This window comes from Parasaccharibacter sp. TMW2.1890, assembly GCF_023337645.1.
Lineage (GTDB): Bacteria > Pseudomonadota > Alphaproteobacteria > Acetobacterales > Acetobacteraceae > Bombella > Bombella apis.
On the sequence record NZ_NWUV01000002.1, the window covers coordinates 1 to 21,006 of the forward strand.

Sequence of the window (21,006 nt, forward strand, 5' to 3'; positions counted from 1 at the left end):
AGCGTTCGCTCTGAGCCAGGATCAAACTCTCAGGTTCAATCCAGACCAACAGAATAAAACATCCAGCTTAATTCAACGCATCAAACTTAAAGTCAGATACATCAGCTTCCGTCTTCCATCAGCCTTCGCCAACGAAAACGCCGCCAACATATCCCTTCCAGTCTCTACTTTATAACCTATATTCTCTTGTCAATGACCACCCCAGCCGCCCCGAAACTTCCGCTCCAGCGCCGCCGGTGAATGGGCTTATACGCAGATCCCCCTCACCGCACAACCCCATCACACCAAAAAAATCAAAAAAACTTCAAAAAAAGTTACACCCCCAAAAACAGCAGAGGGAATGGACCCTGCGATCCACTCCCTCTGCCCACCCAAATAATAGAATCATCCAACCTCAGAAATTCGGCATGGAAGGTAACAAATCTCCCCCCTGCCGGAACGGACAGACCCTGATGGCAAGGCCCGTCACATCATCTGTCTCCACCATCAGGCCAGAGACAGTGGCCTTTCCACTCGCAGGCTGGAACCGTTCCGTCGGTACCTTTTTGAGCATCTTGCGAATGGCGTTCTCTTTTTCCATGCCAATCACACTATCATAGTCGCCACACATGCCTGCATCCGTCTGATAGGCAGTCCCGCCTCTCAGAATACGGTGATCGGCCGTTGGTACGTGCGTATGCGTCCCGACCACGAGAGAGACCCTTCCATCATAAAGATGGCCGAATCCCATCTTTTCACTGGTTGTTTCTGCATGGACATCCAGAATGGCCGCATGGACGGTTCCCCCGAGACGATGCCGGGAGAGAATCGCCTCCACCGCCCGGAATGGATCATCCAGCGCATCCATGAAAACACGTCCCATCACATTGATGACCAGAACCTTCCGTCCACAGGGCAAGGTGACGACACAGCTCCCATGCCCCGGGGTTCCTTCAGGATAATTGGCCGGGCGGACAACAGCTGGAAGCTGATCAAGCTGACCGATGAGGTCTTTGCGATCCCAGGCATGATTGCCCAGCGTGATCGCATCCACGCCACCATCAAGCAGATCCCGCGCGATCTGGGGAGACAGGCCGAATCCATGAGAGGCATTCTCTGCATTCGCCACAACCACATCCAGCGACAGCTCTTCCCGCCAGCCTTTCAGCCCACCAAGAACAGCCTCACGCCCTGACCGGCCAACAATGTCTCCCAGAAATAGCAGTCTCAATGTCTATCCTTCATTCTTTACTGATATGAATGACCTCACGCTCCGTCACGATGACTGGCAATCGATGGTCATGTTCATCCATGGGCAGGGCCTCCCTTTCCTGCGAGGACAGACCATACCCCACAAGAGCAGCCTGTGAGTGGAGCGGCAATGTCCTGTCATAATAGCCCCCCCCATAACCAAGCCGCCCTCCCTGTCTGTCGAACGCCACAAAGGGGACCAGAATGACATCCGGCGCCCACCGCCTACCTGTAGGGTGCTGCGTCCCGAAACGACCTTTCCGCATCGGCCGGTCATGCCGCCACTCCCGAAAGACGAGTGGCTGACCCCTGGGGGGAGTTTCCGGCAGAACCACACGATATCCCGCCCGACCAAGCTGCCGACACAACGGACGCAGGTCCGCCTCTCCAGGAAGGGGCCAGGTAGCAGCAATGACAGCTGGTTGCATCCGACGGAGATAGGCCAGAAGATTGGAAACAAGCTGGCGGTTCTGCCGGGGCAGGACAGAACGGCGACGGGCCAGGACTTCCTGACGGATCATCGCCTTGGTCTGATCGGAAGGAAGAGAAAGCAATGCCATGGAATCCATCACCTAGTGAAGCCGCCTTGGCCGTTGGTCTCATCAGCCCTCCCGGACCTGCTAGGGCAGGTGGGCACCGGTAATAACGTGACCACAGCCACGACAGAGCCAGTTCCCTTGGAAGTGCTTATCGGCCCAGAGGTTGATCTTGCCTGACGCACCAGGCAGCTCCGCCTCTCATATTGCACCCCTGCCCGGCGATAGACAAGCACTGGAGCCATGCTTTCTGCGGATTACAGCCACAGACAGAACCGATAGCCTCTACAGAATCTCATTCACTGGCCGCTGCCTCACCCGCAGCCGCTGCACTACCAGAAGGCCGAAGACCTTCTTCCACCCTGCTGAGCAGACTGGCCGCAATATCGGCAGCATCAGCCAGACGCCCTGCCGTCTGCTTGTAGGAGGCTTCGATCTGGCGGCTACGCTCTACCAGACTGCGCTCCTCATCCGTCATCTGCTTCTTTCGAGCCTCGTAAAGATCATCCGCCATGAGAAGCGATACCAGAAACATGGCCTCGCCATCACCACGCGGCCCCAATGTTCTGCGTACTTCCTCAAGACGCTGCGAAATGGAGGCGGCAAGCGCCTTCAGATGGTCTTCCTCACCATCCTGACAGCCAACCGTGTAGCTGAGGCCACCGACCGAAAGCGTTACCTGCGCCATGACCCTTATCTTTCCTCTTCTTCTGTTTCAGGAGACGCAGCAGCCCCGAGCGCCCCGGCATCCATCTCGAGAATTGTCCGCAGGCGGGCCTCAAGAGCATCGATCCTGTCCAGCAGGGCCTGCCTCATTTCCTTCTGTTCCGTACGCTCGGCTTCGGCCTGGATTTCCTGCTGCTCCAGAGCAAAACCAAGCTGGACAAGGGCAATTTCCAACCGTTCAAGATCCGGATTTTTCTGCATGACACTCAACTGCCTGTTCTCCTGCACTGACACCCCCACCTTCATGGCCTATGATGCACGTCTGCCATGGCAGGATTCCCCTGCACTCCCAACATGACCATCCAGCTGATTTCCCAGATAAAGCCAGAATGACCGATCTTTACAGTGCGTCAAGCACCTTTCCACCCTTTCCACGCCCCTTCATCACCATTTCCACCCGCCCTGCCCTCCTGAAGGCTCATCAACATTTCGCCACACGGCCCTTCACCATCCTCTCGCCCCTCCATGCCGGGGCAAGCCTGGGCGTAGACTGGTGGCTCCACCTCACCAGAGGATCTGAAGCCCCTTCCATTCTTGATTGCGGTGCCAGCGCCTCACTGGCCATCAACGCCCTGCATGAAGGGATTGACGGAGTCGTTTGCCGCGATTTCCGTGCTGGACTCCCCGACGACATGAAACATCGCCTTTTCTCCAGCCGCCCAGAAGGTGACGTCATGCTGGACCTGCCTCTCTTCCAGGAGACGAAATGCTGGTCAACCAGCCAACAATCTGTCACATCTGACCCTCATGAATCACTGTGACCTCTACCCTGTCATCCCCTCACTTCCCGCCCTGACACAGCTTCAGGCGCAGCTTCCTCCCCTGCTGGCGCAAGAGGCCGTCACGGCTCTGCGGCTCTGCTTCGACAGGCCACCAGAGCGGAAACAGCTGGATGCCGTTCGTCAGATGGCCTGGGAAAGAGATGTCGCCCTGATTCTGGCTCCCGCCAACCTTGATCTGCTCCATGGTCTCTCCCTCAAGGAGAGCGATGGCGTCCATCTTTCCAGCCCGAAAGATGTCAAAACCTTTGCCGGACGCAGAGACAGACCGGAAGCGTTCCAGATCGGCTGCCATTGCCTGACACTGGATGACGCCATGCTGGCCGGGGAACAGGGAGCCGATTATGTCAGCCTGCCCGCCATCGGGCTGACAGCCCTGAAGCAGTGGAGCCTGTTTGCGGAACTGCCTGTCGTGGCCGAGCATGTCTGCACCACGGAAGAAGCCTTGGCGGCCACCCAGGCCGGAGCTGACTTTCTGGCCATCACGCTGGACCCGGCAGAAAATGGCCTGGACCATTTCACGGCCATAAGTGCAGCCATCCCCTGACGAAACCCTGTTACTGGTAGGGAAGGATTGAATCCACCATATACAGAACCCCGTTGGACTGCGGATAGCCATCACCGGCCAATGTCACGGTGCCATCTTTGCCGATGACCTCCACATTCCCGAAGACCGTGGGCTTCAGGATCACGTCATAGCCGGGGCCGGCCAATGTCCGCACCTGTATGCTCCCGCCCCTCTTCGCCGCCTTGCGCCGGATTGTCGGCATGTCCCAGTGCCCCACAAGAATCATCTGGCCAATGAAGCCCGTCAGATAACCATGCCCCGTTGCCCTCATGAGGTCCGGCCTGACCTCATGCTTGAAGGCTTCAAACGGCCCATTGGGAACAGCCAGCACGGTATGATCCTTCTCTCCCTCAAGAATGGACCAGTATCCCGCCCTTATGACGGCAGCCTCAAAATCGGCCAGCTCAATGGCACTGGCCAGATTGTCGCTCAACGGCCTGTCCTCAAAAGAGAAAGCAGGCGGCATGTGGTACCGGACCTGCGGATTGGGAGGCGCATCCGGTGCGGCAGGCCGGTATGTCGCCTGAATGCTTTTCGCCTCGGGCAAGGCCTCCGCATGGGTTGAGCCATGTACGTCAACAGGATCCTGCCGGACCACCCGGTGGCCAGAACAACCCGCCAGAACGGCAAGAACCATACAGGACAGACCCAGCCTCACGGACAGAGCCTGTCCTCCAAAAGAGCTACGCATCAGGCTCAACATCCTCCCCCATACAGCTTCCATCCCACAACCTTGTCTCCCACAACCTCAAATGTCGTCTGACAGGTAGCGCTGTAATAGCTCGGGGGAATGTTGATGCCCCCCCAGCCGCCACCATAGCCGTACCCGTATCCACCGCCCCAGCCCCAATCCCAGCTGGAATAGCCCGGCGAAACCTGCGTCTGTGTCTCGATATAAGAGAGGAAATTGTGCCCCTGTACATCGTAGGTACGGGCCGGAACCCCAAACCGCCGCAGCAGTTCAACGGTTGACTGACCAACCATGGAATCCAGAACCTTTGGCCGCTGAAGGGCCGGGACCGTACACCCGCCCAGCAGCATGACAGCCCCAAGGACCAGCCATGCCCGGCGCTTTCCCGAACCATTCACATCTCGTTCCATATTCCTCCCCCTGTTCCACACGCCTGCACCCTGAACACAGAAAATTCCACTCCGCCTCAGCTTAACCAAAGAATCTCCTCAAGACGAGGGGCACCCGTTGCCAGCATCACGAGCCTGTCGAAGCCCAGTGCAATGCCAGAAGTCGGCGGCATGTCGGCCAATGCCTCAAGAAAAGCTTCATCCAGCGGCCAGTCCTGCTCTGGTGTGATCTGCATCCGCCGCGCCCGGTCCGTTTCAAAACGCTGGCGCTGCTCCTGCGGGTCCGTCAGCTCCTCGAAGGCATTGGCCAGCTCCAGCCCGGCAGCATACAGCTCGAAACGCAGAGCCACCCGAGGATCAGCCGGATCACGCTTTGCCAGAGCCGCCTGTTCGGCAGGCCAGTGCGTCAGAAAGGTCGGTCGCTCCCGCCCTATATGCGGCTCGATCCTTTCCAGAAGCAGGCGGAAGAACAGGTCCTCCCAGCTTTCTCCCTCCCGCAGCACCACCCCGGCCTCACGGGCCAGACGGTCGGCATCCCCGGCACTGGCCAGCAGGTCCACCCCGACATGGCGGGCAAAAGCCTCCTGCATCGTCAGGCGTTCAAAAGGCCGGTCCAGCTCCAGCATGACATCCCCATGAGAGAGACGGGGCGGCAGGACACGACGCAGCAGGTCCTCCGTCTCATCCATGAGGGACGACAGCCCGGCACCGGGACGATACCATTCCAGCATGGTGAATTCCGGCATGTGGGTCGCACTCCGCTCCCCGTTGCGCCAGACACGGGCCAGCTGGAACAGGGGCTGCCCCGTGGCCGCCACCAGACGCTTCATGGCAAATTCAGGACTGGTATGGAGGTAACGGACCTCGTCCGTGCCATCAGGACGTTTCAGAACCGTGCGGAAACAGCGCAGATGCACCTCTTCCCCCGGTGCCGGAACGGCATAGGGTGTCTCGACCTCCAGATACCCCCTGCCCTCAAAAAAAGCCCGCACGGCCTGCACCATCCTGGCACGCCGGCGCAGCAGGGGCAGGCGCTCCTGTATCCGGGCTGTCGTCTGTGTTGCGCTGGAACTCTCCATGACCGTTTCCTTCCACCCTCATCCGGCGATGCCGTCCCCTCCCTATAGGCCAGAGGCCCCGCACGGCACCATAGGCAGAGTTTTCTTGCAGGACGACGCGGCCTTTCGCTAGAGCAACCTCATGCACGATACCGCCTCATCCTCCCCGTCAGGCAGAACCCTCCGCAGCACACAATCGCTTCTCGAGGCGAAGCTCATCACGCCGGAACAGGCCCCGGCACTGGAGGAGGTGGCCAGGCATTATGCCACGGCCATTCCCCCCGCCTTCCAGCGGCTCATCACCAGCCCGGATGACCCGATCGCCCGGCAGGTCATTCCCGATGCCCGGGAGCTGCGGACCATGCCCCATGAAAGCGAAGACCCGATCGGTGATGAGGCCCTCTCCCCCGTTCCCGGCATCGTGCATCGCTATGAAGACAGGGCCCTGCTCAAGCCCCTGCTGGTCTGCCCGCTCTACTGCCGCTTCTGCTTCCGGCGGGAGCATGTAGGGCCCGATGGCGGCCTGCTGGGGGAAGAGGCTCTGGAAACCGCCTTCCACTGGATAGAGGCACATCCGCAGATACGGGAAATCATCCTAACCGGGGGCGACCCGCTGATGCTCTCCCCCCGCCGGATGCAACACATCATCCAGCGCCTGTCCTCCATCAGTCACATCGACATCATCCGCATCCACAGCCGTGTTCCCGTCGCCGCCCCGGAACGCCTGACCACGGCGCTTCTCGATGCCATGGAGACTGACCGTGCCCTCTGGATGGTTGCCCACATCAACCATGCCCGGGAGCTGACGGACGAGGCCCGTGTGGCTGTCCGGCAGATGCTGGGCCGGGGCATCCCCGTCCTGTCCCAGTCCGTCCTGCTGCGGGGCGTGAATGACACGACGGAATCGCTGGAGGCCCTCCTCCGTGCCCTGATCGCCGCCCGCATCAAGCCCTACTACCTGCATCACCTCGATTCCGCCCCCGGCACGGCGCATTTCCATGTGCCGGTGGAGGAAGGCCGTGCCCTGCTGGAAAGCCTGCGGGGCCGGGTCTCCGGGCTGGTCTGGCCGACCTATGTCGTGGACATACCGGGCGGGAAAGGCAAGGTTCCACTCGGGCCGGATTATCTCGTCTCCACCCCGGCCGATGAAAGCTCCGGCTCCTCGCAGGCACGGGGACCGGACGGAAAGCCTTACCCTTTTACCTAGAGTGTACAGAGGGAGCTTGCGCCCGCCCCACCGACGCGGCTAGAAGTCTCCCTGAAGTTCATCAGAGAGTTTCCGCTTCTGCCCTGCCTGCATGGCCAGAAGCCTTGAGCAATACCCGATCTTTTGCATGTACATCAGGAGCTGACATGAAACAGCAAGCCAACCTCATCCGGGCCGGGCAGGTCATCGAACATAACGGCCGCCGCTGGACCGTCCTCAAGCAGCAGATTCTGACCCCCGGCAAGGGCGGTGCCTTCATCCAGGTGGAGATGCGCGACCTCGCCAGCGGCAACAAGAGCAACGAGCGGTGGCGTACGGCCGACACCGTCGAGCGTCTCGTCACAGAGGACAACGACTACATCTATTCCTACATGGATGGCGACAACATCGTCCTCATGGACCCCGAGACGTTCGAGCAGACCATGCTGCCGAAGGACATCCTTGGCGATCAGCTCCCCTTCCTTCAGGACAACATGACCATCAGCGTCAAGCTGGTCGAGGGCGACCCGGTGGCCGTCACCCTGCCGCCGCAGGTCACGCTGGAGATTGCCGAGGCCGACCCGGTCGTCAAGGGCCAGACGGCCAGCTCCTCCTACAAGCCTGCCGTGCTCTCCAACGGCGTGAAGGTGATGGTGCCTCCTTTCATCGAGGCCGGTGAGCGCATTGTCGTCCGCACGGAAGACGCCACCTACGTCGAGCGTGCCAAGGACTGATCATGCGTCTTTCTCCCCATATGGCTGTCATGCAGAACACCGCGCAGAAAGCGGCGCGGTCTCTCCTGCGTGACTTTGCCGAGGTCGAGCAGCTCCAGGTCAGCATCAAGGGTCCGGGAGACTTCGTCTCCCAGGCCGACATGCGGGCCGAGAAGACCATCCGTGAAGAACTGGCCCGTGCCCGTCCCGGCTATGCCTTCCTTATGGAAGAGAGCGGGGCCTCTGGCGGTGACAACTGGACATGGCGCTGGATTGTCGACCCGCTGGACGGCACCTCCAACTTCCTCCACGGCATTCCGCACTGGGCCATTTCCATCGCCCTCCAGCGTCGCCATCCGAATGGGGACGTCGAGCTGGTGGCCGCCGTCGTTTACAACCCGGCCTCTCATGAGATGTTCTGGGCCGAGAAAGGCATTGGTGCCTTCCTCAATGACCGGCGCATCCGTGTCTCTGCCCGGCGCAAGCTTTCGGAAGCCATGTTTGCCACGGGGATTCCTTTCGCCAAGGTACCGGCCCAGTACCGCATGCCTTTTGGCCGCGTGCTGAGCAGCCTGATGCCCAAGGTCGCTGGCATCCGCCGCTGCGGCGCTGCCGCCCTGGACCTCGCCTGGCTGGCTGCCGGCCGCTATGAAGGTTACTGGGAGCTGGGCCTGAAGCCGTGGGACTGTGCCGCAGGGCTGCTGATTGTCCGGGAGGCCGGTGGCCATGCCACGGATGTTGAGGGCAACGACCTCGGTGCCCTTGATGATGATGTCCATGTCGTCGCTGGCAACCAGCACTTCCATGCCCCCCTGCGTGAACTGGTGCACAACGCCCTCACGCAGGACTGAAACATCATTCCACCATGACCGGGGATGGAGCCGTGTTCTCTGCTATGGTACCGCCATAAAGATTGCAGGATGCGGCTCCTCCGCATAGGATGCAGGCATGAAAAACCGGCTGGCTTCCCTCTTCCCTCTGCTTTGCACGCCTCTCATGGCGGGGCTTCTGTGCGCCCCGGCGGTGCGGGCCCAGGTTTCCACGAATCTGGATGCCCTCCCCGAGGCTGCACCAGCAACCCAGACACCCCGGCAATCCGCCCGGCATGAAAATCGCACGGTGACCCATCCTGCCCCCGTACCGCAGGCCCCGCCCGTACCGCCGGGATATACCCGGGTTCCCAGCATTGCTGCTGAGGCTCCCAAACCGACAGTCATCACCCCACCAGAATTCCCTGTCATCCTGCACCCTGCCGTTCCCGCAGCGGACGTCCAGCCCGACGGAAGCAGCCACAGCCATACCGAGCCGCAGGAGGCAGACGCCCTGCGCATCCTGTTCGACACCGGCAGCACCGGCCTGAACGCCACAACCATCGAGTCCATCCGCCATTATGCGGAGACCATGGCCCCGAAAGCAGACACACGCTTCGTACTCCGCAGTTATGCCACGGTGCCCGGCAGCGACATCTCTGCACCCCGCCGTCTGGCCCTCTCCCGTGCCCTGGCCGTGCGTGGCCTGCTGGTACGGAGCGGCATTGCCACGACACGCATCTATCCCATCGCCCAAGGGCGGCCAGACAGTACCGACACCGCCCCTGCGGACAGGCTGGACATCCTCCCCGAAGCCAACCCCTCTCCTTCAGACAGTCCTGAAAAAGGAAACACGGCACCATGACGCGCCCGACCCGTTATCTCGTCCGTATCGTTGTTTTTCTGCTAATCATCATGGGGCTGGCCTTTGCCCTGCGGGATGTGCTGGTCCATGCCTTCATGGTCAATCCGGGACTGGACGGTGTCATCATCGCCATCCTGATGCTGGGCATTCTCTGGAACCTCCATCTGACCATCCGGCTCTTTCCTGAAGTCCGCTGGGTCAACATCCTGCGTCAGCCACGAGCCGGGCTGAAAGTGCCGGAGCCGCCCCGGCTTCTCTCCCCCATGGCCCGTGTCCTGCGGGCACGGCGGGATGAGAATCCCGGTCTCTCCCTCTCCACCCAGACCACACGGGCCATGCTGGAAAGCCTGGAAGCCCGCATGGATGAAGGCCGGGAGATTTCCCGCTACATCACGCAGCTTCTGGTCTTTCTCGGGCTGCTGGGCACGTTCTATGGGCTGATTCTCACCGTACGTTCCGTGGCAGATGTCATCAGCGCCATGCCTTCCGGCGGGGCGGACATATCCACCATGTTCGAGCACGTCAAAACAGGACTGGTCAAACCGCTCGGTGGCATGTCCACGGCCTTCTCTGCCTCCATGTTCGGTCTGGCGGGGTCGCTCATTCTCGGCTTCCTCGACCTGACATCAGGACAGGCGCAGAACCGTTTTGCCAATGAGATCGAGGAATGGCTGGCTGACCAGACCTTTCTCGAAAACCCGGAAACAGGACCTGACAGCCCCGCAGAAGACAGACTGGCCACCATGGAAGCCTGGCTGCCACGTGTGCAGGACTTCATGCGGCTCACGACGGAAAATGTGGCCCTGCTCCAGCAGAACATCACCATCCTGCGCCGCATCCTGGAGGTGGACGGAGAGGACAACGCCAAGATCATTCTTGGCCTGCGCGCCCTGAACGAAACCATGCACAAGCTCTATGCCGATGGTGCCTTCCACAAGGACCAGTCCGCCATTCTCGGCCAGCTGACCAGCATGAATGAGACCTTCCGCAAGGGAGCTCCAGCGACGCAACATGACACATCCTCCCCATCCCGTGAAAATCAGGGGTCTCTCATTGAGAGACTGACGCGCATCAGCGAGAATCTCCTGCATCATCGTGAAGCAGCCGCTCAGCCTCATGACAAAGTCCTCCGTGAAGGGCAGGCCGCCATCATCGAGAAGCTGGCGGATATCCGTGAAGCCCTGCCTCATGAACGTGAAACCACATCCCATCAGCATGATGAGGCCATCCGGGCTGGACAGACGCACATCATTGAGAAGCTGACAGAAATCAACGAGACCCTCCGCAGCCATCAGGCACCCCCTGCCGCCCCTGCGCAGGACCTCTCGCAGCTCCAGCAGATCCTTCAGCAGATAGAAGAAGGGAACCAGGCCACACTGCGGACCATGAAGGCCCTGAGCAGCAGCGTCAGCCAGCGTCACTTCGAGGATCCGGCCGTCACCCAGCTGCTTCAGGACATGGAAAGGCAGCTGCTCGGCCTGCGTACCGATATCGTTTCCCTTGCCAGAAGTGAGAAAAGCCCCTTCATCTCCCGGCGTGGGGAGGGCTGACCATGGCCCGCCGCCGTCACCGCTCCGGCTCCATCAATGCCTGGCCGGGCTATGTGGACGCCCTCTCCTCCCTGCTGATGGTGGTCACGTTCGTCCTGCTCGTCTTCGTCCTCGGGCAGGAATTCCTCTCTGCGACCATCACCCAGAGAGAACACGCTCTGGAAAACCTGAAGCAGGAGCTCACCCATCTCAGTGACATGCTCTCCCTCAGTGAGGCAAAGGTCAAAACGCTGAGCAGTGCCGAGCAGGAACAGCGTGCCATGGTCGCCACGCTGAAGAGCCAGCTTGATGAGCGACAGCATCAGCTGGACGACATGCAGACCCACTCAAAAGAGGTCGAAAGCGCCCAGCTTGGCAGCATTGCCGATCTCTCATCGCAGATCACCGAGCTGACCCGCCAGCTCCAGGCCGTCTCCAGTGCCCTGGAGATTGAAAAAAAGAACGAGGTGGACAAGGATGCCCGCATCGCCGAGCTGGGGCAGAAGCTCAACATCGCCCTCGCTGACAAGGTCAACCAGCTTCAGCGTTACCGTTCCGAGTTCTTTGGCAGACTGAGGGACATTCTCAAAAATCAGCCGGGAATCTCCATTGTGGGCGACCGCTTTGTCTTCCAGTCCGAGATTCTCTTCCCCAGTGGCAGCGCAACTCTCACCCCGACAGGCCAGAAACAGCTCCTCACCCTGGCCCGTACGTTCCGTGAGGTGGCGGCCACCATTCCGTCTGATGTCCCATGGATTCTCCGTGTTGATGGCCATGCGGACCGCAAGCCGATCCGCTCCACTTTCCCAAGCAACTGGGAGCTGTCATCCGCCCGTGCCATTACGGTCGTCAAAACACTGATCACCAATGGGGTGGACCCGCATCACATTGCTGCCACGGCATTCTCCGGCTATCAGCCACTGGACAATGGCTCAAGCCCGGAAGCTCTGGCCCGCAACCGACGGATCGAGTTCCGCCTGACAGACCGCTAGCCCCCTTCACCCGTGGCGGGGGCCTCCCCGCCACCACACATGCTGACAGAACTTTCAGAATCACCTAATTAGGGCGTCATGACCGACACACCGCTTCACCTCATCCGCAATTTTTCCATCATCGCCCATATCGACCATGGCAAATCCACCCTGGCCGACCGGCTGATCGAAGCCTGCGGCGCCCTGACTGCCCGTGAAATGAAGGGGCAGGTTCTCGATTCCATGGAGCTGGAGCAGGAGCGGGGCATCACCATCAAGGCCCAGACTGTCCGGCTGACCTATCCCGCCAAGGATGGCAACGTCTATACGCTCAACCTCATGGACACGCCCGGCCATGTGGACTTCGCCTACGAGGTCAGCCGTTCCCTCGCCGCCTGCGAAGGGTCCCTGCTGGTCGTGGATGCCTCACAGGGCGTCGAGGCGCAGACTCTGGCCAACGTCTATCAGGCAATTGACGCCAACCATGAGATCGTCCCCGTTCTCAACAAGATTGACCTCCCAGCCGCTGAGCCGGAACGTGTCCGTGCCCAGATCGAGGAAGTGGTCGGCATCCCGGCAGATGATGCCGTGGAGATCAGTGCCAAGACGGGCCTGAACATCGAAGGCGTGCTGGAAGCCCTTGTCCAGCGCCTGCCTGCCCCCAAGGGTGATGCCGAGGCTCCCCTCCAGGGGCTGCTGGTGGACAGCTGGTACGACAGCTATCTCGGCGTCATCATCCTTGTCCGCATCAAGGAAGGCCGCCTGAAGCGGGGCGACAAGATCCGCATGATGCAGACCGGGGCAACCTATCATGTCGACCAGGTCGGCGTGTTCCTGCCCAAGATGCAGCCGGTCGATTCCCTTGGCCCGGGGGAAATGGGCTACATCAATGCCGCCATCAAGACCGTGGCGGACTGCAATGTCGGTGACACCATCACGCTGGACAACCGCCCGGCGGAAAAGGCCCTGCCCGGCTTCAAGCCCTCCATACCGGTCGTCTGGTGTGGTCTCTTCCCTGTCGATGCCGACGATTTCGACAAGCTGCGCACCAGCCTCGGCAAGCTGCGGCTCAATGACGCCTCCTTCCACTTCGAAGCGGAAACATCGGCTGCCCTCGGCTTCGGGTTCCGCTGCGGGTTCCTCGGGCTGCTGCATCTGGAGATCATCCAGGAACGTCTCTCCCGTGAGTTCAATCTGGACCTCATCGCCACCGCTCCCTCCGTCGTGTACAAGATGCACATGAACAACGGCGAGGTCGAAGAGCTGCACAACCCGGCCGACATGCCGGAGATCAGCAAGATCGACTATATCGAAGAGCCGTGGATCAAGGCCTCCATCCTCGTGCGGGACGAGTATCTGGGGTCCGTCCTCACCCTCTGCACGGAACGTCGTGGCGTCCAGATCGACCTGACCTATGTTGGAGACCGGGCCATGGTCGTGTACCGCCTGCCCCTCAACGAGGTGGTGTTCGACTTCTATGACCGTCTGAAATCCCTCACGCGGGGTTATGCCTCCTTCGAGTATCAGATGGATGGTTACGAGGAGAGCGATCTGGTCCGCATCTCCATCCTCGTCAATCACGAGCCAGTGGATGCCCTGGCTTTCATCGCCCACCGTACCGTGGCCGAGACACGGGGCCGGGCCATCTGCGCCAAGCTGAAAGACCTCATCCCCCGCCAGCTCTTCAAGATCGCCATCCAGGCCTCCATCGGCTCCAAGGTAATCGCCCGTGAGACGCTGGGGGCTCTCTCCAAGGATGTCACGGCCAAATGTTATGGTGGTGACATCTCCCGTAAACGCAAGCTGCTGGAAAAGCAGAAAGAGGGCAAGAAACGCATGCGGCAGTTCGGCAAGGTCGAAATTCCGCAGAGCGCCTTCCTCGCCGCCTTGAAGATGGACTGACCCATGCCCCGGACCGCCGCCCTTCTCTGCGTCCACAATGAAGCCAACAGGCTTGGCTGGTGGATCGCCCACCATATGGCGGCGGGTTTTTCGGCCCTGCTCATCTGTGACGACCATTCCACCGATGGTACGCAGGACATCCTGACCCAGGCAGCCCGCAACTACGACATCCGCCTGCTGACAACGGACCGCCAGGAAACAGACAGCCTGCACCGCCATCAGGATGCCCTGCTGACCATGCTCCAGCAGGAAGGCGACCATTTCGACTGGATCATCCAGCTGGCCGTGGATGAATATTTCACGCCTGATAGCGGCTCCGTGAAGGCGTTCCTGACCGGGATGGAGGCAGAACTGGGGGCAGAGACCTTCCAGAAAACCAGTCATCTCCCTGTCAACTGGTGCCTGACCGGCCTTGGCCAATGGGCCCACAAAACCCTTGATGGGCAGATGCCCCATCCACGGGCCCTCTTTCAGACCCACGCCGACAGCAATTTCCCGGACAGCCGGGTCACACGGTCTTTTTTCCGTCCTTCCAGCAGACAGGGCCTGCCAGACCCGTTTGCCCATATCCATGCAGCGCCGGACTGGTCCGCTGCCCGCATCCTGCATGATGCTGCCACCAGCAGCCACACACCGCAGATGCGCCGCCACTTCGACCGCAGCGAACAGTTCTACGACAAAGGGCAGGCTCTCCTGCCCCAGACGCTGGATATCAGCGCCCATCTCCTTCAGGGCCTGATCCTCGGTGCCTGTTACGCCATACAGAATGGACAGGCCCCTACCTCCTCCACCGGGGCACCTCCCCCCGAGACCGCCTGCCGCTTCAACCGGTTCCATCTGCACCGCGACGGACAGCGGCTTGCCCTGAACAGGGACAGCCGCATGACAGGCTTCCACCCCCTTGAGGAACTCCGGGACAGTCCCACGCTGATACCGCTCTGCCTCATCAAGCCGGAAAGCCCCGTACCGGGAATGGAAAATCGGGCATGGCTGTATGCAGACCGTCCGTCTGGCCTCCCATACCTGCCCGCAGCAGCCCCTGCCTCCACCTGTTTCCCGACCCTGCTGGACTGCCTGCCCCTCCATCTCCAACAGGATGACGGAGCTGTCAGGCTCTCGCTCCGCCCGACGGCGCTGGCTTTCCCCGATGACGCCCCCGTAACCCTCGTCCCCGCAGAGATCTCCTCATTCTCCAGGCTGGACCCCGTGGAAAACGCTCTCCAGCACTTTACACTCCATGGTTTTTCAGCCGCTGGACTCCATGAAGCCATACGGCAGGGCCGGTGGCTCTCACCATCCGTCATCGGGGCTCTCTATGCCCAGCTGCCAGAGCAGGAGGCCCGTACACTCTTTACCCCCCTGCTCTACCGGCTCTTCCACGACTGGCCCCGCTAGACATCCCCTCTTTCATGAAACATGACGCCGTGATCCGCTCTTCCCTTGACCATTTCTTCCAGATCACCCGGCGTCACTCAACAATCCCCCGTGAAATCAGTGCCGGACTGACCATTTTTGGCTCCATGGCCTATATCATGGCCGTCAATCCGGCTGTTCTGGCAGGTGCCGGACTGGCCCGCCATGACATGATCATGACCACCATCGCCGGTGCCGTAGCCGGAACACTGCTCATGGCCCTATGGGCACGGCTGCCCATAGCCCTGGCCCCCGCCATGAGCAGCAATGTCCTGTTTGCCCAGGTGGTCGTTCAGCAGGCCCATGTCTCACCCTCCACGGCCTTCACGGTCGTCCTCTTCAGCGGGACGTGTTTCACGCTCCTCTCGCTCACACGGCTTCGCCTGAAAATCATACAGAGCTTTCCACCCTGCATCATACTGGGCATCCAGACAGCCATTGGCGCTTTCATCGCCCGGATCGGTCTCATCTCCGCCGGAATCGCCGTCCCATCCGCAGGCGGGCTTGGTTTTGCCTCCCTCTCGCACCCGGCCGTGATCCTTGCCCTGGCTGGGGTGATGTTCTGCCTGCTGCTCCAGCTTCTCCGTATTCCCGCAGGGCTGCTTGTCACCATCATGGTCCTGACCCTTGCCGGCCTTGTCGTCCCCGGCCCTGATGGGCAGCCCCTGACCCAGCTTCCCGGCCACCTGATTGACTGGCCCCATTATCCGGTCAACATGCTTGCGCCCTTCGACTTCCATGAATTCTTTCAGCATCTCGGGCTGCTGCTGCCCATCACGCTCTATATCCTGCTCAGCGATTTCTTCGATGCCACAGGCACGATGCTGACAGTGACACGACAGGCTGGGCTCTGCGGCACCAGAGAACAACCCGACCTGCCTCCCCGCGCCTTTGCAGCGGACGGAGCAGCCAGCATCATCGGGGCCCTGCTTGGAACCTGTACCGTTTCCGCCTATCTGGAAAGCCTGACAGGCGCCGAAGCCGGTGGCCGTACAGGCCTCAGCGCCCTTGTGGTCGCCCTGCTGTTTGCCCTCTCCTGTTTCTTCTGGCCCCTGATAACAGCCATCCCCGCTCTGGCAACGGCCCCTGTACTGGTCTTTGTCGGAATCATCATGCTCAGCAACCTGACCGAACTGCCCGACAATCTGGAAGAGTCCTTCCCACCCCTCTGCATGGTTCTGCTGACGGTCGTTACGGGCAGTTTCATGCTGGCCCTTGCCTGCGGAATGCTGCTCTACACGGCCATGCTACTCATCAGACGGGCATTTCACAAAGTTACACCTGTCATAATTTGTCTTGATATAACTTTTCTCTGTTACATGATTCTGCAGGGGCGGTTTTAATGAAACTGTAAGACAAAAGCCCTGATGTTCCTCGATAAAAAACGTTAAAACAGGGTTGCCACTCTCCCGGAAAAACATCACGGCGCTCCGTGATGTTCCCCGACGGGCAGGATGAGGGCTGGAAAAAATCTCTCCATCCCTGTAATGCCCTGTAAGTTTCATGATCTGAACCCCGGCTGGATAGTTCATGCCCGACCCTACGACGACACAGACAACACCGCTGCACCAGCTTTCTTTTGAAAACGCCCTGGCCGAACTTGAGCAGATCGTCCGCGGGCTGGAAAGCGGCCAGATGAAGCTGGAAGACGCAATCTCCGCTTATGAGCGCGGTGCTGCCCTGCGCCGCCATTGTGAGGAAAAGCTGGGAGAGGCAGAAATGCGTGTGAAGGCCATCGTCCAGAAGGCTGATGGCTCCCTGTCGGAAGAACCTCTGGAGAAGGCGGAACAGCCTGCCCCACGCAGAAGGGCCAACGCCAGCCCCAGGAGGCCATCACCCGCCCCAAGGGAAGGCTGGTCTTCCCCGCCGCCTCATCTGGATGATGAGATTCCATTCTGATGAATCATTGCCTGCACACACTTACGACAGCCACCTTCCGCAAGGAGACTTCCCGATGACCGACAGCCACGCCCTTCCCCTCAAGGATGCCCTCCGCCAGGCCTGTCGTGAGATCGAGGCCAGCATTGATGCTCTCCTGCCGCCAGTGCCGGGTGATGAATCCCTGCTGATCGACGCCATGCGCTATGCCGCCCTGAATGGCGGCAAACGGCTGCGAGGATTCCTCGTGCTGGAGATCGCAGCCCTTTTCGGGGCATCCCGTGATGCCGCCCTGCGTGTGGCTGCCTCCGTCGAGTTCCTGCACGCCTATTCTCTCGTCCATGATGACCTGCCTGCCATGGATGATGATGACCTCCGCCGGGGCCAGCCTTCCACCCACAAGAAATTCAATGAAGCCTTCGCCATCCTCGCTGGTGATGCCCTCCAGACCAGTGCCTTCGAAGTCCTGCTGGAAGACGCCACAAGTGCAGACCCCACCATCCGGGCCGAGCTGGCGCTGGCACTGGCCCGTGCCTCCGGCAGTGCAGGCATGGTGGGCGGTCAGGTCATCGACATCCGCGGGGAAGGCAAGGCTCTTCCTCTCGAGAAGGTCAAACGCCTTCATGCCATGAAGACAGGTGCCCTCATCCGCTATGCAGCAGAAGCCGGGGCCATTCTGGCAGGGCTCAAGGCCGATGACCCACGCCGCCAAGCCATCGTCCGCTACGGGACCGACCTCGGCACGGCCTTCCAGGTGGCTGATGACATTCTGGACACTACCGCCAGCACCGAAGAACTGGGTAAAACGGCAGGGAAAGATGAAGATGCCTGCAAGTCCAACTACGTCTCGCTGCTTGGCATCGAAGGGGCCCGCAAAGAGGCCCTGCGCCTGAGCGAGCAGGCCCGCCAGTCCCTTTCCTCTTTCGGCCCCCGTGCGGATACGCTCCGTGCCCTCGCTGATTATTTCGTTGAACGCAGGAACTGATTGTTCATGAGCACGTCTTCCTCCATCCCTACTCTGGGCCGTTATCCTCTTCTGGATCGGGTAAGCGTACCGGCGGACATGAAAAACCTGTCCATCGAGCAGCTCACCACCCTGGCCGAAGAACTCCGCTCGGAGACCATCAATGCGGTTTCCACCACGGGTGGGCATCTGGGTGCCTCCCTCGGCGTGGTCGAGCTGACGGTCGCCCTCCATGCAGTGTTCAACACACCGGATGACCGGGTGATCTGGGATGTCGGCCACCAGGCCTATCCGCACAAGATCCTGACCGGCCGCCGTGAGCAGATCCGCACACTGCGCCAGCCGGGCGGTCTCTCCGGCTTCACCCGCCGGTCGGAAAGCCCCTACGACCCCTTCGGTGCGGCCCATTCCTCCACGTCCATCTCTGCTGGACTGGGCATGGCCGTTGCCCATCACCTCTATGCGGAGGACCATCCTTCCTACCGGGAACGGAATGTCATCTCCGTCATCGGGGACGGGTCCATCTCCGCCGGCATGGCCTATGAGGCCATGAACAATGCCGGGGCCATGGGTGGCAAGGGAGCGGAACGGCTCATCGTCATCCTGAATGACAATGAGATGTCCATTGCGCCGCCTGTCGGGGCCATGTCCAACTATCTCAGCCGCCTGATGTCCTCCCGCCGCTTCCTCACCCTGCGGGACATGGCGGGCAAGCTGGCCAAACGGCTGCCCTCCCGCATTGAGCGCACAGCCAAACGGGCCGAGGAATATGCCCGTGGCATGATCACCGGCGGCACGCTGTTCGAGGAGCTGGGCTTCTATTACATCGGCCCGGTAGATGGACACGACATGCACCAGCTCGTCCCCATCCTCCGCAACCTGCGGGATGCCGAGGACAAGGGACCCGTCCTGCTGCACGTCATCACGGAAAAGGGCCGTGGCTACAAACCGGCCGAGGCCGCCGGGGACAAATATCATGCCGTCGCCCGCTTCGACGTGGAAACCGGCAAGCAGAAAAAAGGGCCTGCTGGTCCCCCCACCTACACGGATGTCTTCTCCCGCGAGCTGCTCCACCGGGCCAACCAGGATGACAGGGTGGTTGCCATCACGGCAGCCATGCCGTCCGGCACCGGGCTGGACAAAATGGCCCAGCAGCATCCTGACCGCTATTTTGATGTCGGCATTGCCGAGCAGCATGCCGTGACCTTTGCCGCCGGGATCGCCAGCGAAGGGATGCGCCCCTTCTGCGCCATCTACTCCACGTTCCTCCAGCGGGCCTATGATCAGGTCATGCATGACGTGGCCCTCCAGAACCTGCCTGTCCGCTTTGCCGTGGACCGGGCCGGGCTTGTCGGTGCGGACGGCGCAACCCATGCAGGCTCCTTTGACCTGAACTATCTCTGCTGTCTGCCCAACATGACGGTCATGGCTCCGTCTGATGAGGTGGAGCTGCTTCACATGACGGCCACGGCATGGGCGCATGACAACGGACCAATCGCCCTGCGCTATCCCCGTGGGGCTGGTCTGGGCCAGAAACTCCCCGATGAAGGGGAAATTCTGGAAATCGGCAAAGGCCGCATCATCCGCTCCTCCGAAGGAGAAGGCGTGGCCATCCTTGCCCTCGGCCCCCGCCTGCACGAGGCCCTGAAGGCCGCCGAAACGCTGGCCAGGGACGGTATTGCCGTCACCGTGGCCGATGCCCGCTTCGCCAAGCCCGTTGACGGTGCGCTGATCGAATCCCTCGCCCGCCAGCACAGGGTCTTCATCACCATTGAGGATGGCGCACCGGGTGGGTTCAGCACGCAGGTAGTGCAGCATCTGGCCGAAACCGGCCTGCTTGATCAGGTCCGTTTCCGCCCCATGGCCCTGCCGGATACGTGGATCGACCACAACACCCCTGCGGCCCAGTACGAAGAAGCGGGCCTGACAGCCCGTCACATTGCCGATCTGGCCCGCAAGGCCTTTGATGGCAAGGCTGGGGCCTGATGGCCAAACGCCGTGCGGACCAGCTCCTTGTGGACAGGGGGCTGGTGGAGACACGCAGCCGGGCACAGGCCCTCATCATGGCCGGGCTGGTCTATGCCGGCCCGCATGGTGACAGGCCCGTCAAAAAAGCAGGGGATCAGCTCGCTGAAGACATGCCCCTGACCCTGAAAGGGCAGGACCATCCCTGGGTCTCCCGTGGTGGGCTGAAACTGGCCCATGCACTGGAACATTTCCCCCTCTCTGCGGAGGGAAAGATCGCCGTGGATGTCGGAGCCTCAACGGGCGGCTTTACCGACGTGCTGCTCCAGAATGGAGCGGCAAAAGTCTATGCCGTGGATGTCGGACACGGCCAGCTGGCCTGGAAGATACGCTCCGATGACCGTGTGGTGGTGCTGGAGAAAACCAACGCCCGCCACCTGAATGCCGAACACATACCCGAGGCCCCGGACATCGTCGTCTGCGATGCCAGCTTCATCAGCCTGAAAACCGTTCTGGCTCCGGCCCTTGGCATGGCAAAAAATGGGGCCTGGGCCGTGGCCCTCATCAAGCCGCAGTTCGAGGCAGGCCGGACCGACATCGGCCCCAAGGGGGTCGTACGGGACCCCGCCGTGCATGAACGTGTCTGCGAGGAAATCCGGGACTGGTTTGCCAGCCTCCCCGGCTGGACCATCCTTGGCCTGGTTCCCAGCCCGATCACCGGGCCCGAAGGCAACAGGGAGTTCCTCATCGCCGCCCGCAAGGACGCCATCGGGTAAGCCCACCCTTGCCCCTCACTTTTCTGACCCGGAAACGGGTTCCCATGCTATAGCCACC

The 21,006-nt window shown here is 60.9% G+C and carries 21 protein-coding genes, 1 other RNA gene and 1 pseudogene; 15 read left to right on the top strand and 8 right to left on the bottom strand.

Annotated features, from left to right (window positions below):
- Positions 1–394 precede the first annotated feature (394 nt).
- The 5 genes from CPA54_RS04760 to CPA54_RS04780 all read right to left on the bottom strand — a co-directional run bounded on the left by CPA54_RS04760 (position 395) and on the right by CPA54_RS04780 (position 2,693).
- Positions 395–1,210 (bottom strand): TIGR00282 family metallophosphoesterase, encoded by an 816-nt coding sequence (locus tag CPA54_RS04760; RefSeq protein WP_081563303.1) that lies wholly within the window; start codon positions 1,208–1,210, stop codon positions 395–397.
- A 10-nt stretch (positions 1,211–1,220) separates the two neighbouring features.
- Entirely contained in the window at positions 1,221–1,790 is a 570-nt protein-coding gene (locus CPA54_RS04765; RefSeq protein ID WP_249085718.1) for a 5-formyltetrahydrofolate cyclo-ligase, read from the bottom strand.
- Between the two features lie 14 nt (positions 1,791–1,804).
- Positions 1,805–1,964, bottom strand: a non-coding RNA gene (gene ssrS / locus CPA54_RS04770) — 6S RNA.
- Positions 1,965–2,061: 97 nt separating this feature from the next.
- Positions 2,062–2,454, bottom strand: a complete 393-nt coding sequence (locus tag CPA54_RS04775; RefSeq protein WP_043557956.1) for a cell division protein ZapA — start codon at positions 2,452–2,454, stop codon at positions 2,062–2,064.
- A 5-nt stretch (positions 2,455–2,459) separates the two neighbouring features.
- Positions 2,460–2,693, bottom strand: a complete 234-nt coding sequence (locus CPA54_RS04780; protein ID WP_103765175.1) for a hypothetical protein — start codon at positions 2,691–2,693, stop codon at positions 2,460–2,462.
- 128 nt (positions 2,694–2,821) lie between these two features.
- Between CPA54_RS04780 and CPA54_RS04785 the strand changes: the two genes are divergently transcribed.
- Both CPA54_RS04785 and CPA54_RS04790 read left to right on the top strand, forming a co-directional pair.
- A complete protein-coding gene (locus tag CPA54_RS04785; RefSeq protein ID WP_249085719.1) occupies positions 2,822–3,253 on the top strand; it encodes a hypothetical protein in 432 nt (143 codons plus the stop codon).
- Positions 3,240–3,818, top strand: coding sequence for a thiamine phosphate synthase (locus tag CPA54_RS04790; RefSeq protein ID WP_081563299.1), 579 nt, complete (start codon positions 3,240–3,242; stop codon positions 3,816–3,818). Before CPA54_RS04785 ends, CPA54_RS04790 begins: the two co-directional genes overlap by 14 nt.
- A 10-nt stretch (positions 3,819–3,828) precedes the next feature.
- On the opposite strand, the gene CPA54_RS04795 is transcribed toward CPA54_RS04790, so the two are convergent.
- From CPA54_RS04795 to epmA, 3 genes are read right to left on the bottom strand one after another with little or no spacing between them, the layout of a single operon-like run.
- Positions 3,829–4,530: a hypothetical protein gene (locus tag CPA54_RS04795; protein ID WP_043557950.1), complete on the bottom strand. Its 702-nt coding sequence runs from the start codon at positions 4,528–4,530 to the stop codon at positions 3,829–3,831.
- A 5-nt stretch (positions 4,531–4,535) separates the two neighbouring features.
- Positions 4,536–4,940, bottom strand: coding sequence for a hypothetical protein (locus CPA54_RS04800; protein WP_103765178.1), 405 nt, complete (start codon positions 4,938–4,940; stop codon positions 4,536–4,538).
- 56 nt (positions 4,941–4,996) lie between these two features.
- Positions 4,997–5,998, bottom strand: a complete 1,002-nt coding sequence (epmA, locus tag CPA54_RS04805; protein ID WP_249085721.1) for an EF-P lysine aminoacylase EpmA — start codon at positions 5,996–5,998, stop codon at positions 4,997–4,999.
- A gap of 121 nt (positions 5,999–6,119) precedes the next feature.
- On the opposite strand from epmA, the gene CPA54_RS04810 reads away from it, so the two are divergent.
- From CPA54_RS04810 to CPA54_RS04870, 13 genes and pseudogenes are all read left to right on the top strand, one after another.
- The gene (locus CPA54_RS04810) at positions 6,120–7,184 is read left to right on the top strand and encodes a lysine-2,3-aminomutase-like protein (protein ID WP_086431221.1); all 1,065 of its coding nucleotides are present in this window, start codon (positions 6,120–6,122) and stop codon (positions 7,182–7,184) included.
- A 146-nt stretch (positions 7,185–7,330) separates the two neighbouring features.
- Positions 7,331–7,897 (top strand): elongation factor P, encoded by a 567-nt coding sequence (gene efp, locus CPA54_RS04815; RefSeq protein ID WP_043557943.1) that lies wholly within the window; start codon positions 7,331–7,333, stop codon positions 7,895–7,897.
- A 2-nt stretch (positions 7,898–7,899) separates the two neighbouring features.
- Positions 7,900–8,727, top strand: a complete 828-nt coding sequence (locus CPA54_RS04820; protein ID WP_043557942.1) for an inositol monophosphatase family protein — start codon at positions 7,900–7,902, stop codon at positions 8,725–8,727.
- Positions 8,728–8,824: 97 nt separating this feature from the next.
- On the top strand, positions 8,825–9,550 hold the full coding sequence (locus CPA54_RS04825; RefSeq protein WP_249085723.1) for an OmpA family protein: 726 nt from the start codon (positions 8,825–8,827) through the stop codon (positions 9,548–9,550).
- Positions 9,547–11,100, top strand: a complete 1,554-nt coding sequence (locus tag CPA54_RS04830) for a MotA/TolQ/ExbB proton channel family protein (protein WP_249085725.1) — start codon at positions 9,547–9,549, stop codon at positions 11,098–11,100. Before CPA54_RS04825 ends, CPA54_RS04830 begins: the two co-directional genes overlap by 4 nt.
- Positions 11,101–11,102: 2 nt before the next feature.
- Entirely contained in the window at positions 11,103–12,071 is a 969-nt protein-coding gene (locus tag CPA54_RS04835) for a peptidoglycan -binding protein (protein ID WP_043557940.1), read from the top strand.
- A gap of 78 nt (positions 12,072–12,149) precedes the next feature.
- The gene (gene lepA, locus CPA54_RS04840; RefSeq protein ID WP_043557939.1) at positions 12,150–13,952 is read left to right on the top strand and encodes a translation elongation factor 4; all 1,803 of its coding nucleotides are present in this window, start codon (positions 12,150–12,152) and stop codon (positions 13,950–13,952) included.
- A 3-nt stretch (positions 13,953–13,955) separates the two neighbouring features.
- Positions 13,956–15,347 (top strand): glycosyltransferase family 2 protein, encoded by a 1,392-nt coding sequence (locus CPA54_RS04845; protein ID WP_249085726.1) that lies wholly within the window; start codon positions 13,956–13,958, stop codon positions 15,345–15,347.
- A 14-nt stretch (positions 15,348–15,361) separates the two neighbouring features.
- Positions 15,362–16,708, top strand: coding sequence for an NCS2 family permease (locus CPA54_RS04850; RefSeq protein ID WP_249085728.1), 1,347 nt, complete (start codon positions 15,362–15,364; stop codon positions 16,706–16,708).
- A gap of 187 nt (positions 16,709–16,895) precedes the next feature.
- Positions 16,896–17,141: pseudogene (locus CPA54_RS04855) on the top strand (exodeoxyribonuclease VII small subunit); the annotation flags it as partial.
- A gap of 178 nt (positions 17,142–17,319) precedes the next feature.
- On the top strand, positions 17,320–18,228 hold the full coding sequence (locus CPA54_RS04860) for a polyprenyl synthetase family protein (RefSeq protein ID WP_249085730.1): 909 nt from the start codon (positions 17,320–17,322) through the stop codon (positions 18,226–18,228).
- A gap of 6 nt (positions 18,229–18,234) precedes the next feature.
- Positions 18,235–20,193 (top strand): 1-deoxy-D-xylulose-5-phosphate synthase, encoded by a 1,959-nt coding sequence (gene dxs, locus CPA54_RS04865; RefSeq protein ID WP_249085731.1) that lies wholly within the window; start codon positions 18,235–18,237, stop codon positions 20,191–20,193.
- Positions 20,193–20,948 carry a TlyA family RNA methyltransferase gene (locus CPA54_RS04870; protein ID WP_081563290.1) on the top strand — a complete coding sequence of 252 codons (756 nt, stop codon included), beginning with the start codon at positions 20,193–20,195 and terminating at the stop codon, positions 20,946–20,948. The genes dxs and CPA54_RS04870 overlap by 1 nt, the downstream gene beginning before the upstream one ends.
- The last annotated feature ends 58 nt before the right edge of the window (positions 20,949–21,006 follow it).

Bases quoted from the DNA above. Each gene is read 5' to 3' on its own strand.
- CPA54_RS04765 (WP_249085718.1), bottom strand. From the start codon at position 1,790: ATGGCATTGCTTTCTCTTCCTTCCGATCAGACCAAGGCGATGATCCGT.
- CPA54_RS04775 (WP_043557956.1), bottom strand. From the start codon at position 2,454: ATGGCGCAGGTAACGCTTTCGGTCGGTGGCCTCAGCTACACGGTTGGC.
- CPA54_RS04780 (WP_103765175.1), bottom strand. From the start codon at position 2,693: ATGCAGAAAAATCCGGATCTTGAACGGTTGGAAATTGCCCTTGTCCAG.
- CPA54_RS04785 (WP_249085719.1), top strand. From the start codon at position 2,822: ATGACCGATCTTTACAGTGCGTCAAGCACCTTTCCACCCTTTCCACGC.
- CPA54_RS04790 (WP_081563299.1), top strand. From the start codon at position 3,240: ATGAATCACTGTGACCTCTACCCTGTCATCCCCTCACTTCCCGCCCTG.
- CPA54_RS04795 (WP_043557950.1), bottom strand. From the start codon at position 4,530: ATGCGTAGCTCTTTTGGAGGACAGGCTCTGTCCGTGAGGCTGGGTCTG.
- CPA54_RS04800 (WP_103765178.1), bottom strand. From the start codon at position 4,940: ATGGAACGAGATGTGAATGGTTCGGGAAAGCGCCGGGCATGGCTGGTC.
- epmA (WP_249085721.1), bottom strand. From the start codon at position 5,998: ATGGAGAGTTCCAGCGCAACACAGACGACAGCCCGGATACAGGAGCGC.
- CPA54_RS04810 (WP_086431221.1), top strand. From the start codon at position 6,120: ATGCACGATACCGCCTCATCCTCCCCGTCAGGCAGAACCCTCCGCAGC.
- efp (WP_043557943.1), top strand. From the start codon at position 7,331: ATGAAACAGCAAGCCAACCTCATCCGGGCCGGGCAGGTCATCGAACAT.
- CPA54_RS04820 (WP_043557942.1), top strand. From the start codon at position 7,900: ATGCGTCTTTCTCCCCATATGGCTGTCATGCAGAACACCGCGCAGAAA.
- CPA54_RS04825 (WP_249085723.1), top strand. From the start codon at position 8,825: ATGAAAAACCGGCTGGCTTCCCTCTTCCCTCTGCTTTGCACGCCTCTC.
- CPA54_RS04830 (WP_249085725.1), top strand. From the start codon at position 9,547: ATGACGCGCCCGACCCGTTATCTCGTCCGTATCGTTGTTTTTCTGCTA.
- CPA54_RS04835 (WP_043557940.1), top strand. From the start codon at position 11,103: ATGGCCCGCCGCCGTCACCGCTCCGGCTCCATCAATGCCTGGCCGGGC.
- lepA (WP_043557939.1), top strand. From the start codon at position 12,150: ATGACCGACACACCGCTTCACCTCATCCGCAATTTTTCCATCATCGCC.
- CPA54_RS04845 (WP_249085726.1), top strand. From the start codon at position 13,956: ATGCCCCGGACCGCCGCCCTTCTCTGCGTCCACAATGAAGCCAACAGG.
- CPA54_RS04850 (WP_249085728.1), top strand. From the start codon at position 15,362: ATGAAACATGACGCCGTGATCCGCTCTTCCCTTGACCATTTCTTCCAG.
- CPA54_RS04860 (WP_249085730.1), top strand. From the start codon at position 17,320: ATGACCGACAGCCACGCCCTTCCCCTCAAGGATGCCCTCCGCCAGGCC.
- dxs (WP_249085731.1), top strand. From the start codon at position 18,235: ATGAGCACGTCTTCCTCCATCCCTACTCTGGGCCGTTATCCTCTTCTG.
- CPA54_RS04870 (WP_081563290.1), top strand. From the start codon at position 20,193: ATGGCCAAACGCCGTGCGGACCAGCTCCTTGTGGACAGGGGGCTGGTG.